The following is an 11,999-nucleotide window of genomic DNA, read 5'->3' as shown; positions in this document are numbered from 1 at the left end:
AAACAATTAGCTTGTTTTACCGCCAATATCGGCACAAGATTTTGCTGTAGTGTTAACAAAACCAGTGCCTTTACAGCTTGCCATGCCACCACAGGCGTTATCAGCGCCTTTACAATCATTATGGCCTTTGCAGACATTAACGCCGTAACAATGTACTAAATCAGCTTTAGTGACCTTGCCAACCCAGTCATCTTTTTGTGTGCCACCCACATCGGCACACGCTTTAGATGGCATGCCCACAAAGCCTGTACCTTTACAGCTCGCTTGACCGCCACAGGCGTTGTCGGTTGTTTTACAATCGTTGTGACCCTTACAGACGTTAACGCCGTAACAATGTACTAGATCTGTTTCACCAGCGGCCATTGGCGCCGTACTGGTTTCTGCAGCCATTGCCTGACCCGATAAACTGGCCATAGCCAATGCGAGTGCTGCGCCAGTTAAGCTGGTTTGTGCTTTGGTATTCATATTGTCTTCCTTACAATGTTGATTGTGTGATTACTGCTTATTCTTGTTGACTCGTGACAAGTTTGATTTGCTGCAGCTACCACACTTGTTAGGAGTTATCAGTATTGACCGTGCTGGGGGGGGATAACTTTCAAGATAAAGTATAGATAGACCTATCAATCAGGTTGGTATTTGTGTCTAAATCATATAGTTTAGCTAGCGTTAATATTTAACCGTTTGATAAAAAACAATTTAAAGATAGGTGTTTTGTTGGTGGAAGAATGCGCTGCAATATCGAAAAATACCACACAGCATTTGTTTAACGAGTGATTACAGGCCATTGTTTTGATGATCATCAAGACCTTAATAACTTAAAAAAGAAATACAGAAGGGATACCATGCAAACCATTTTGATTTGTTTACTGATTGCCATGTTACTGCCATATGCCGCCAAAGTGCCGGTTGCGATGGCGATGGCTAAGTTAGGCCGTTATGACAATAACCATCCGCGTGCGCAGCAAGCGCAATTAACCGGTTTTGGCGCTCGAGCAGTCGCTGGGCATCAAAATGCATTTGAGTCGTTAATTGTATTTGGGGTTGCAGTGCTAACAGCATTAGTCACCAATAACGTCACTGATGTGGTGGCCATATTAGCGATTGTGCATGTTGTAGCGAGAGTGGTTTACCATGCCATGTATTTACTTAATTACGGCACGTTACGATCGTTATCTTGGTTTGTGGCCATTGGTGCATCGATAACAATTTTTTGCCAGGCTTTTTAAAGGTTTTATATGCTGTAATAGCCATAAAAAAACGCCTTAACGGCGTTTTTCAGTATGGTAAGCGACTGTGTGCTTAATCTTGGCTGGAAATTTAATCTAGGCTGGCTATGCGCTCGTAGCCCATTTCGGTTAATTGGTCATTTACGCAATCTAATAAAAATGCACTCACTTCAGCTTCTGGCAGTTGGTCTTCAATGGCGATTTGTTGGCAGGCTTCTTTTAATGATAAAACATCTTTCAGCGGTGCGGCGGGTAATGCGCTAGCGGTAAAGCTGACAGCGACGCAACTGGCAAATAATGCAGCGAGGCTAGTGCGGATAATCGTTTTGCTAGTAATCGTTGTGCTAGTAATAAGAGATGGCATGGTTGTTCCTTCTTGGGAGAACTTTGTTATTTTGACAAATACTACTGCAGCTTAGTTCCTTTGGATAGAGTGTAAAATATTTATATGACCGATTTTGAGATGTTACTCAAGCAGGTTAATCAATGTCAGCTTTGTGCGGCTTCATTAACTCATGGCGTGCGCCCTGTGGTGCAACTCGACCCTCAAGCAAAAATATTGATAATTGGCCAGGCGCCAGGGCGTAAAGTGCATGAAACGGGCATTCCTTTCAATGATGCCAGTGGCGATAGATTGCGTGAGTGGTTAGGCGTAAGCCGTGAGGTGTTTTACGATGCTAAGCAGGTTGCCATTATGCCAATGGGTTTTTGTTATCCAGGGAGTTATAGCGCGGCTACAGCTAAAAAAGGTCAATCGGGTGATTTGCCACCAAGGCCTGAGTGCGCGCCTAAGTGGCATGCATTATTATTAGCTCACTTAACTCAAGTCGAATTAGTGTTATTAGTTGGCCAATATGCGCAACAGTATTATTTAAGTGAGCATCGCTTAACGATTAATGCATTAACTAATAGTGAGTTAGTTGATTTCGATATCGCTAACAAACCTAAAACCCTCACCGAAACGGTAAAGCAATGGCGCAGCTTTGGGCCACTTTGTCTCCCTCTACCGCACCCAAGTCCGCGTAATAATATCTGGCTGAGCCGCAACCCCTGGTTTGAACAGGATGTGCTCAGCCATATTCAGCAACGCGTTAGCAAGGCATTATCATTATCTTAGCGTTTTTTACGATTGTTTACTGGCAATAAAGTCGATACTTGCAGCATCTAAGCAGCGTTTAGATAAGTAGGTGGTACTTTTTTGTAAGGCAATTAAAAAGCCTGCTTCAGTCTGGGTGACACGATAAACATCAGTCCATAAAATCTGTTGATTCACATGAGTTGATTGGCTGTGGATGCCGTTATCGTCGATGACCAGTGTAACTGTGTCTCCAGCCGCTTTACTCATCATTTGTCGCCATAACCACCAGGTTTTTTTAAAGCGAATGCTTAGCCATTCGACCACGGCTAAACCAATAAAAAAGTACCCTAAATAATAAGTTTCTTTACTGCTAATGCTTAACTGGCTGATGTTGTCGAGCAGCAATATAGCTAAACCAATCAACGCAAATATCACCGTTTTAAGATATTGCTTAGGGGGCGCTTTGGCGGGGACTGATTGGGTATAGCATTCTTCAAAGTAAGCTTTATCGAGTACATATTCGCTGGTGTACGTAAACGCTGATGACATGATGACCTAAAAATCGACAATGGAGTTGTTGTGATTATCGCATAGCCATTGGTTTGCTCAAAGCAAAGTGCAAATCAATGGCTACCTTTGTTGTATTTTGGCTAACCCGTAATGGCATTCGCCAATTCTAGGGTTAATTGTTGTTGCTCTTCAGGAGTTAATTGTTGGTCTTGTTTGTTGGATATTGAGAACACGTTATCGGCGCGCTCACCGACCGTACTGATGGTGGCCGAATGAATGTTAAGATCAAGTGTTCTAAAGGCACTGGCTATTTGCTCCATAAAATCACTGGTGTCTAGTGCTGATACATTGACTAAGGTGCGAGTGGATTTGCGTGAATACAAAAATTCGATACTCGGTTGGTTGTCGAAACTTTGATGACGCCTCGATTCACGCTTTTTAGGTAGGGTGACATCAAAGTCTAATACCTGATGTAATTTATTCATTACCTGTTTACGACGTTGGGCGCTAGTGATCGGTTTTTCATCAAAATCGAGCACTTTAAAGGCTTCAACGACATAGCCATCTTTAGTACGAGCAATTTGCGCTTGTTTTACCGAAATACGCAATGCCGCGAGAGTATTAAATAATTTAACAAATAACCCATGTCTGTCTTTGGTATACACAAATACGTCACTACAACCTTTGACTACTGCGTCATCGAGTAATATTAAGGTGTTGTATTCGCCGTCAGTCACTGGGGTTTGGTTGTGCAGCAATATCGCTTGAGTGTATCTGGCAATATCTTCTGCTTCGGCATTACTAAAAAACGCGATGGGTAAGCGTTTCCATAAGGTTTTAATGGCTACGGTTGTAGTTTCGTCTGCATTTAATAGGTTTAACGCCTCCTGTTTGTGCTCGCGTACCAGAGTACGAATTTGCAATACATTTTCAAAGCCGCCACGTAATGCCTTACGGGTAATAAAGTACAAATCTTTTAATAATGATGCTTTCCAATCGTTCCATAAATCATCGTTAGTCGCCTGAATATCGGCAATGGTAAGACAATATAAGGCATCTAGGCGGGTTAATGTGCCGACTTTTTTGGCAAAGGTGTTCACCACTTCAGGGTCGTAAATGTCCATACGCTGAGAGGTGATAGACATGAGTAAATGGTTTTCTACCAACCAGCTTATGAGCTTTTGCTGCGACACTTTTAAGCCATGAAATACCGCAAACATGTTGGCGTCTACCGCGCCGAGTTCACTGTGATCGCCGCCGCGGCCTTTGGCTAAATCGTGAAATAATGCCCCAAATAACAAGGTCGATTTGTTGGACATTTTTTGGTAAATATCTGCTGCTAATGCTAAATCTTTATCGAGCGTTTTAATGTCTTTCCCGTAGGCATAAATGTTTTTAAGCACTTTATGTGTGTGTTCATCGACCGTATAAGCATGAAATAAATCAAATTGCATTTGGCCGACAACTTCACGCCACTGCGGCAAATAGGAGGCCAAAATACCATGCTGGTGCATTAATGTTATAGCTAATCCCATGCCTTGAGGATGGTTAAAAATGGCTTTAAATTGTTCTCGGCAACGCTGAAAATCTTGTAAGTCGCCCATTAAGCGACGTCTTACTTGACGCAGCGAGCGTAAGGTTTCGGCGGTAATGCCAATAATTTTGTCATGATGAATCGCGATAAACTCAAACAACGCCATGATTTGAGTGCGATCAATAAATACCGTTTCATCACGCACGTGGATGTATTGGTCGACAATTTCAAAGTTATCGTTAATTGGGATGATTTGTGGATTGAGCTGCGGGATGATTTCCCGCTGAAAATACGCCATTAAAATTTTGTTTAATTCACCAATGCGTTTCATGGCCCTAAACAGCTGACGCATCATTTTTTCTATGGCGATATTGCCGCTTTCACCAATAGGCATGCTATCGCCAAACCCCATTAACCTGGCGACTTCTGCTTGATGTTGCAGTAATAAACGGTTTTCTGAGCGTTGCGCTGCTTGGTGCAATGCAAAACGCACCCTAAACAAAAAGTGTTGGCATTCCATTAACTCTGAGTATTCATCGTTGGTTAAAAAACCAAAGCGACGTAATGACTGCATGCTGGCTACACCAAAATGCTTACGGGCAACCCAGGTGAGGGTTTGAATATCGCGAATTCCACCCGGGCTGGTTTTTAAATTAGGCTCAATACTAAATGAAGTACCTTGAGCTTTGGCATGGCGTTCTTGTTGCTCGCTCAGTTTGGCATTAAAAAATGCTTGGCTTCGCCATAAATCCTGGCCGTACAAAGCCTCTAACACAATTTGTTGGTGCTTGGTGTTACCGTATAAATGACGAATTTCAAGCAAGCTGGTGGCAATGGTGACATCTTCTTTACAGGCTTTGAAGGTATCTTCTAGGCTACGTACCGCGTGGCCCAGGTCGAGGCCTATGTCCCATAATTGGGTTAAAAAACCGCTGACTTTGGCGCCGTCGTTGGCAGACAGTTGCCCGTCGTGGATGATGCAGATATCAATGTCTGAAAACGGATGCAAGGTTTGCCGGCCATAACCGCCAACGGCGTTGAGCGAAATATGATTATCATCTAGTTCGAGAGCTTGCCAGAGGAGGCATAATAGAGAGTCGAAAAACTGCGATCGCTTATTTAAAGTGTCGTTAATGGCACTTTGAAATATGTTCTCTTGTAAAAATAAGTCCAGTGACTTTATCGCCTGTTTAAATTCGGCTGTGGTCATGTCTGGGCGCAAATCTGTACTAGCAGGTTGCGAAAGCATGTTACTCCTTATTAATGTAGTCCTGTTACAGAATAAGGTATTCTTAATAAAATTGGTATCACTCTTAATGAGGTTTTATGGCGTCTAAGCGTGGTCGGTTAGATCAGTTTATTGCTCGTGCATTACAGGTGTCGAAAAAAGCGGTGCGTCAGTTATTGATTGACAATAAAGTCCTGGTTGATGGCAAATTAGCTAAAGCACCAGACTTACAAATTGATGAGTTTAGTCATATTGTTTGTAATGAGGTGATTCTACAGCAATACCAAAAGCAATATTACATGCTCAACAAGCCTGATGGTGTCGTGAGTGCAACCGTGGATGATAAGCACCCCACTGCCTTGAGTTTGCTTGCTGGTATTAACCCTGACATGCTGCATATTGCGGGGCGATTGGATTTACATTCAACGGGATTATTGTTAATCACAAACGATGCAAAGTGGTCTGCTGCGCTTATGGCGCCGGATCATAAAGTGGATAAGCATTATCTTGTCACGTTAGCAAACCCAATTGATGAAAGCTATATCGACGCCTTTGCTAATGGGATGTATTTTGAGTTTGAAGACATCACCACTTTGCCGGCGCAATTAACCATTTTGTCGACGTACCAGGCAAGGGTGGTATTGCGGGAAGGAAAGTATCATCAAATTAAGCGCATGTTTGGCCGATTTCGTAATCCAGTGGTAGCCCTGCATCGTGAATCCGTAGGGAACATTATGCTTGATAACACCTTATTGCCCGGTGAGTATCGTGTATTAACAAAAGCTGAAGTAGATTGCATAATTCAGCACTAGATCAACTTTTTATTGTTTGTAACATGCTAATTTATGGTCAACTTTGCCGCTCATTAGGTGACATGTGGATTTACAAGCCCTAAAAAAAGTCAGTGAACTAGATGTGTTTAGTTTAATGGTGTTTAAAATTATTTATGAAACCGGTTTTGCCAATATTGCGGCAAAAGAGCTCAGTGTTTCTGCACCTAAAATTAGCCGTTGCTTAACCTCATTGCGGATTATTTTTAATGATGAGCTGTTTTTTCGCCGTCAACAAGGGCTTAAACCTACACCATTAGCCGAGCGCTTATATCAGCCGATTTGCCAATTGTGCGATATGTTGAGTCAAATTGAGCGATTAGCTGAAGATAAAACCAATCTCCAGCAACGCTCGGTGCTTCATTTGGCGGTGTCGCCAAGTATTATTACCAGCGTCGCTGTAGCCTTGAGCTTATGTCCACGTGATAGCATTGGCAAAGTTAAATTACACAGTTGGCAAGCCGATACCGAAGAGCTTATTTATAATGGTGATTTAGACTTTGGCATTGGCTTTGAAACCCAAGACACCCATGGATTAGAGGCGCATCCGATTGGCAGTGCGACATCACTATGCGTGGTGGGCCACGCTCAACATGCATTTTGGAATAATGCTGAAGCGATCAAACTCGAAGATATTATCCAGTATTCGATTGTGTATTTACGTTGCCGTGGATTTAATAACCGTATCGATCCATTAGAGCTTTATTGCCAAACCGAAGGTTTGCTTTTAGAGGACATTGAGTGTGTTAAAAAGCTCGAAGATTGGTACTGGCATATGCTGACCATGGACAGTTTAGCGTTGACTATTTGTCATGAGGGTTCCTTTGCAGAGCAAATACCACAGTTGCGAGTTGAGCGTTTACCCGACTCAGAGTTTGAGCGACTTAACTCTGTGATGCCTATGCCAAATTATTGTTTAATTGAACGAGCAGAGCATTACCGCCGTTATTCTGCAGATGTGAAACAAATGATAATCGATATCACTCGCTCGCTTTTGGTTTGATGGGTTTGTTTATTATAACAACACATTAGCACTCGCTTATTTTGGGGTGCGCTTTTGAGTAAAAGTTGTTTAAGTTGTTTTTAATCAGTTACTTATCTGTATTTTTTGTTCTGCGTCATTATTGCTGCTTTTATTCTTTATTCTAAATACCTCTTTAGGGTTACAAAATATAAAACTGCCTATTTCATATTTTGGGATACTCAAAAGTAAAATAACCAATTTCTGTTAACGAATTTGCAACCAAGCATCACAGGTTTGTTACACCGCACGGGTATTTCTCTCTAAATCCTTATATTTTGTATGTGTAAAACCTACACATTTAAATCGGGGGATTTAAAATGAAAAACTATAATAGAACACTACTTGCTGCGGCCTTTGCTGCAGTGTTGGGTGTAACAGGATGTGGTTCTGACGGCAGTGATGGTGCCGACGGTGCTGCAGGTACTCCTGGTACACCAGGAATTCCAGGTGCTGATGGTGCAGATGGCACTTCTGCGGGATTAACCGTCACAACTGTTAACAATGCATATGACTATACCTTACAACTTGATCCAGCAGATATTGTGGTGATGGGTAGCGAGCCATTCAGTATTAAATTTACTGTATCGGGTAAAGGCACGGGTAATGCTGATGTGCCATTTTCTGGTCTTGAGAGAGTGGCGTTATATGTCACCAGTCAGTCTGAGAATACCACTGACACTGGTGCGCCAATGTTATGGACTAACCATGCTTTAGCCAATGATTTTGGTAGCAGCATGTATTGTAATTTAACCGGTAGTACCACAGCACGTGATGGTTCAGTGGTCAATGCTTGTACATTAACTGAAGATGCCGCAAACCCTGGTACTTACATCGGTACTTGGACACATGAAGGTAATGCACCTGTTGTATTGGCTGATGGTAATGTTAATGATTTAGTACGTGTCATGATCCGCACCTATGATGTGGTCGACGCTGATGGTACTGATATCAGTGATAAAATTTTATCGACACCGTTAGATTTTATTCCCGCTACTGGTGAACTTGCGGTATCAGCAAAAGACTCTGTGTCTAATGCGGCATGTATTAATTGTCACGGTGAGTTAACTGGCTACGATGACAGCGATAAGCGTATTTCAAAAATTGCTGCCCATCATAACTACCAAAAAGTTGAAAACTGCGTAGCGTGTCATAATCCTGCTTATGCGGCCGACCAAAACGACCCTGAATTAGGATTTAACCCTAACTTTAATGCCATGATCCATACTATTCATGCTGGTGGACATCTTGCTGAGTGGGGCGTATTACAAGGTGATGCAGAAGAGTTTGCTGAAGTTCATTTCCCTACGGAATTGAATGAATGTACTGCTTGTCATGACAACGGTAATCAGTGGAAAGAGAACATCTATCGTGAAGCATGTGTTGGCTGTCACGTTACGGTTAACTTTGAAACTGGCGTTGGCCATTCTGACTATGAAATTCCACAGGCTGATGATTCACAATGTATGAATTGCCATGTGGGTGGATTAAGTCCTGCAACCGCGCATAAAGTCGGTAAACGTGCTGAGTATGCTGATCTATTAACGGTAGACTTTACGAGCATCACAGCAGTGCCTTCAGCAACTGCTGGAATGCAAACACTAACGATTAAAGCAAATGTGACAATGAATGGTGCTGTTATTGCTGATGGTACAAGTTTAGCGACTTACAATGCGACAAGTAACCCTACTGGTATGTTACCTGCTAACAGTCTTCTTATTGGTAACGTTGATGCAACCGGTAAGGTGAATTCATGGCGCGACCTAAGCATAAGCTTAAATTTAGCGAGTGGTACCTTATCTGGTGGCGTACTTACCATTGTAAGAGATGTACCTGATGCACAAGCTACTGGCACGATATATATTGGTTCAGAAGCCAATGTGTGTGTGAAAGCTGGCAAAGTTGCTGGTTGTGGTGAAGACGACTTAGAGTATGCCAACGATACTCCAATTGGTAACACTTCTGCCATTAAGTACTTTGATTTGGCTGGTGGCTCTGTCAACTTGATGCGTACAACCGATGCGGACCGCATTACTGTAACAGAAGCGAAGTGTAATTCTTGTCATGGCACACTTGATTATATCAAGGGTTACAGACATGGTACTTACACATTTGACCAATGCCAAAACTGTCACAACGAAACAAACGGCGCTTCAGGCCATGATGCATCATGGACAAAAGGTGAAGATGGTTCAACAGTGATTACACCTAATGTTTCATATGATAACAAAGACTTGGTTACAGTATCTCACCGTTTCCACAGCGGTAACTGGAACACAATCGAAGGTATCTATAGAGATCATACTGGTGAACTGATTGGTTACCCAAGTAATGAAACGGATTGTGCCGCATGTCACAAAGATGGTGCGACATTCTTTGCTGATGATGGTGGATTAACCTCTGGTAAACGTGCGATTAAAGTTGCGGCAACGTCTACCAACCCAGGTTATTACATCTCTCCAGTGGCTGAATCATGCCGTAGCTGTCACGCTCACTCAAATGGTGCAGCTCTTGCTCACTTTAAGAGTAATGGCGCTATCGTAGAAAGCGACGCAATGACTGATTCGGATCTACCAGTAGAATCTTGTGCAACTTGTCATGCTGAAGGTAAAACTTACGGTCTTGATAAAGTTCACGCGACGACCTCTCACTAGGTAAGTGAATAAAAACAACCATTTCTTAATCATCACTTAAGAAACTAAGCAAGAGGGAGGCAGCAATGCCTCCCTTTTTTTTGTTTGATTTTTCATCCATAAGAGCAGCTAGGGTCGCTTCGCTGCTAGGGCGGACGTTGTCCTGCTAGGGGCGCTTCGCTGTTAAGATTTTATAGATTCTAGCCGCGCAGCGTCCTAGCAGCGTAGCGCTCTAGATTCGATAAAGCCTGTCATTTTATCGTAGATAGCAAAAGGGAGGCATTGCTGCCTCCCTTGTTGGTATTGATGATAAAGAATCATCTGGTACTACTGGCGATTACGCTGCCGCTTGTTGGCGCTGCATGGTCAATAACCATTTACCGTAAATAAAGATACCCACAGCTGAAATAATCCCGATAGCAGCAATGATGTACCATGCCATGCCGATGTTATTGGCTTCATACAGCATATGCGTTAACGGCTGAGCTTCCATGCCAGTAAAATCCACTAAGCGCATAAAGGCTTCACCTTGTGGAATCGCATCAACGTCGCTTTGGCTCATGCCGCGGCTGACCAATTCATTCCGTGAGATAATCTCTTTAGAGGCATAAATTTGGTAAAGCTTAGGAGCAAAGTAGCCTTCTAGTGTCCAACCAATCCCTTGCGGTAACATCACAAAACCCAGGTACATGGCTTTTTTACCTTCAGGGGCAATATTACCCATAAATTCGTTTTTCTTCGGGCTAATCATCATTTCGCCAAAAGAGAACATGGCAATGGCCAGCACTATCATCCACGCGGCATTGAATGCACCTACTAGCATGATAGCGGTAATACTTAAGATACAACCCACCAGCATGGCGGTGGTAATGCGATATTTTGCGGTAAATGCAGCAACCAAGAAGCAGGTGGTCATGATCATACCGGCGTTAAGGTTTAGCATGCCTTCCGGCATCACCTTGGTACCGTCGTTATTTAGGCCAAGCCAAAATTGCAATATGCCGTTACTGGTGCCTTCTGGGCCAAATAATGAGGTGACAATGATACTGGTATCAACCCACTCGGCAATATGAATTGGCAGCACGTCAAATAACGAGTTATATAAAAACCAAAAGCCAGCAAACACTAGCATGTAGTAAAGCACGATCGGCTTTTTCAGTTCACGTAAGGCATCTTTCCATAATGCTTCTTGTTGGATTTCACCTGATTTTACTTTAGCCGCTCTGGCTAAACGCTCATCTTTACCTGGTTCTTTATAGGCCAATAAAAATAAGAAGTTAAATGAGATAATCGCAGCACAAGCATAAAACACATTGTCCCACGATAACTGACGCATATGCACAGCCACTAGCGGACCTAGGAAACCACCAATATTCACAACTTGATAAAATATACCCCAGGCCATAGAGGTGTTTTCGCGCTTTGTCGACAACACGAGCGTGCCTTGAATACCGGGTTTAAACACCCCTGTACCTGCAGCAAGCAACATGGCTCCGGCTAAAAATCCCCAAAAGTCTGGGAAAAACGCCATGGTGAGATAACCCATGATTTTAATGATGGTAGAAACAAAAATAGTTTCTTTATAGCCGACACGGTCAGAAATACCGCCGGTAAACACCGGAATAAAGGTTTGTAGCATGGCCCATACAGCAATGATGATGCCGTAATCGTGCAAGTCGATGCCTAAGCCGCCTTCTGACACAGGGGATTTTGCATACAAACCCGCGGAGGCTTTTACGCCGTAATAAGCTATTCGCTCAACCAGCTCCATGCCGCCGACAAGCCAAAATATATACCCTAAACTGGTGATTGATGCCCACATCCCCAGTTGTTTTACTTCACGCAGGTCGTTGCCTGAATGTGAATTAGTGCTCATAAGTCACCCTTTATTATTGTGTATTGAGTTAACGCCAGACACTCTACCTAAGTTGAGGGAAAA

At 42.9% G+C, this 11,999-nt stretch carries 10 protein-coding genes; 5 read left to right on the top strand and 5 right to left on the bottom strand.

The genetic code is table 11. The features are described from left to right. Nucleotides 1–6: 6 nt before the first annotated feature. A complete protein-coding gene (gene bufA2, locus GQA99_RS06880) occupies nucleotides 7–465 on the bottom strand; it encodes a BufA2 family periplasmic bufferin-type metallophore (RefSeq protein ID WP_160053161.1) in 459 nt (152 codons plus the stop codon). 377 nt (nucleotides 466–842) lie between these two features. Here bufA2 and GQA99_RS06875 point away from each other — a divergent pair, with 377 nt between their 5' ends. Beyond that, complete coding sequence (locus tag GQA99_RS06875; RefSeq protein ID WP_160053160.1) at nucleotides 843–1,226, top strand: MAPEG family protein; 384 nt, start codon at nucleotides 843–845, stop codon at nucleotides 1,224–1,226. A gap of 91 nt (nucleotides 1,227–1,317) precedes the next feature. Here GQA99_RS06875 and GQA99_RS06870 read toward each other — a convergent pair whose 3' ends face one another. Further along, the gene (locus GQA99_RS06870; RefSeq protein WP_160053159.1) at nucleotides 1,318–1,590 is read right to left on the bottom strand and encodes a hypothetical protein; all 273 of its coding nucleotides are present in this window, start codon (nucleotides 1,588–1,590) and stop codon (nucleotides 1,318–1,320) included. Between the two features lie 84 nt (nucleotides 1,591–1,674). Here GQA99_RS06870 and GQA99_RS06865 point away from each other — a divergent pair, with 84 nt between their 5' ends. Next, nucleotides 1,675–2,343, top strand: a complete 669-nt coding sequence (locus tag GQA99_RS06865; protein WP_160053158.1) for a uracil-DNA glycosylase family protein — start codon at nucleotides 1,675–1,677, stop codon at nucleotides 2,341–2,343. A gap of 6 nt (nucleotides 2,344–2,349) precedes the next feature. Here GQA99_RS06865 and GQA99_RS06860 read toward each other — a convergent pair whose 3' ends face one another. Both GQA99_RS06860 and glnD read right to left on the bottom strand, forming a co-directional pair. Then, nucleotides 2,350–2,853: a YcxB family protein gene (locus GQA99_RS06860; RefSeq protein ID WP_160053157.1), complete on the bottom strand. Its 504-nt coding sequence runs from the start codon at nucleotides 2,851–2,853 to the stop codon at nucleotides 2,350–2,352. A 101-nt stretch (nucleotides 2,854–2,954) separates the two neighbouring features. Beyond that, nucleotides 2,955–5,597: a [protein-PII] uridylyltransferase gene (gene glnD / locus GQA99_RS06855; protein ID WP_160053156.1), complete on the bottom strand. Its 2,643-nt coding sequence runs from the start codon at nucleotides 5,595–5,597 to the stop codon at nucleotides 2,955–2,957. A 77-nt stretch (nucleotides 5,598–5,674) separates the two neighbouring features. Here glnD and GQA99_RS06850 point away from each other — a divergent pair, with 77 nt between their 5' ends. From GQA99_RS06850 to GQA99_RS06840, 3 genes are all read left to right on the top strand, one after another. Further along, on the top strand, nucleotides 5,675–6,388 hold the full coding sequence (locus GQA99_RS06850) for a 16S rRNA pseudouridine(516) synthase (protein ID WP_160053155.1): 714 nt from the start codon (nucleotides 5,675–5,677) through the stop codon (nucleotides 6,386–6,388). Nucleotides 6,389–6,452: 64 nt separating this feature from the next. Beyond that, entirely contained in the window at nucleotides 6,453–7,409 is a 957-nt protein-coding gene (locus GQA99_RS06845) for a LysR family transcriptional regulator (protein WP_160053154.1), read from the top strand. Nucleotides 7,410–7,747: 338 nt separating this feature from the next. Beyond that, the gene (locus tag GQA99_RS06840; protein WP_160053153.1) at nucleotides 7,748–10,081 is read left to right on the top strand and encodes an OmcA/MtrC family decaheme c-type cytochrome; all 2,334 of its coding nucleotides are present in this window, start codon (nucleotides 7,748–7,750) and stop codon (nucleotides 10,079–10,081) included. 316 nt (nucleotides 10,082–10,397) lie between these two features. On the opposite strand, the gene GQA99_RS06835 is transcribed toward GQA99_RS06840, so the two are convergent. Beyond that, entirely contained in the window at nucleotides 10,398–11,936 is a 1,539-nt protein-coding gene (locus tag GQA99_RS06835) for an MFS transporter (RefSeq protein ID WP_160053152.1), read from the bottom strand. Nucleotides 11,937–11,999: the final 63 nt, after the last annotated feature.

It is taken from the genome of Shewanella litoralis, assembly GCF_009828585.1.
In the GTDB taxonomy this organism is placed as follows: Bacteria; Pseudomonadota; Gammaproteobacteria; order Enterobacterales; family Shewanellaceae; genus Shewanella; species Shewanella litoralis.
The sequence above is the reverse complement of the archived record's forward strand: the minus strand, read 5'-3'. Positions and strand labels throughout refer to the sequence as shown.

What these genes read in the sequence shown, in the direction of transcription:
- bufA2 (WP_160053161.1), bottom strand. Translation starts at nt 465, where the DNA reads ATGAATACCAAAGCACAAACCAGCTTAACTGGCGCAGCACTCGCATTG.
- GQA99_RS06875 (WP_160053160.1), top strand. Translation starts at nt 843, where the DNA reads ATGCAAACCATTTTGATTTGTTTACTGATTGCCATGTTACTGCCATAT.
- GQA99_RS06870 (WP_160053159.1), bottom strand. Translation starts at nt 1,590, where the DNA reads ATGCCATCTCTTATTACTAGCACAACGATTACTAGCAAAACGATTATC.
- GQA99_RS06865 (WP_160053158.1), top strand. Translation starts at nt 1,675, where the DNA reads ATGACCGATTTTGAGATGTTACTCAAGCAGGTTAATCAATGTCAGCTT.
- GQA99_RS06860 (WP_160053157.1), bottom strand. Translation starts at nt 2,853, where the DNA reads ATGTCATCAGCGTTTACGTACACCAGCGAATATGTACTCGATAAAGCT.
- glnD (WP_160053156.1), bottom strand. Translation starts at nt 5,597, where the DNA reads ATGCTTTCGCAACCTGCTAGTACAGATTTGCGCCCAGACATGACCACA.
- GQA99_RS06850 (WP_160053155.1), top strand. Translation starts at nt 5,675, where the DNA reads ATGGCGTCTAAGCGTGGTCGGTTAGATCAGTTTATTGCTCGTGCATTA.
- GQA99_RS06840 (WP_160053153.1), top strand. Translation starts at nt 7,748, where the DNA reads ATGAAAAACTATAATAGAACACTACTTGCTGCGGCCTTTGCTGCAGTG.
- GQA99_RS06835 (WP_160053152.1), bottom strand. Translation starts at nt 11,936, where the DNA reads ATGAGCACTAATTCACATTCAGGCAACGACCTGCGTGAAGTAAAACAA.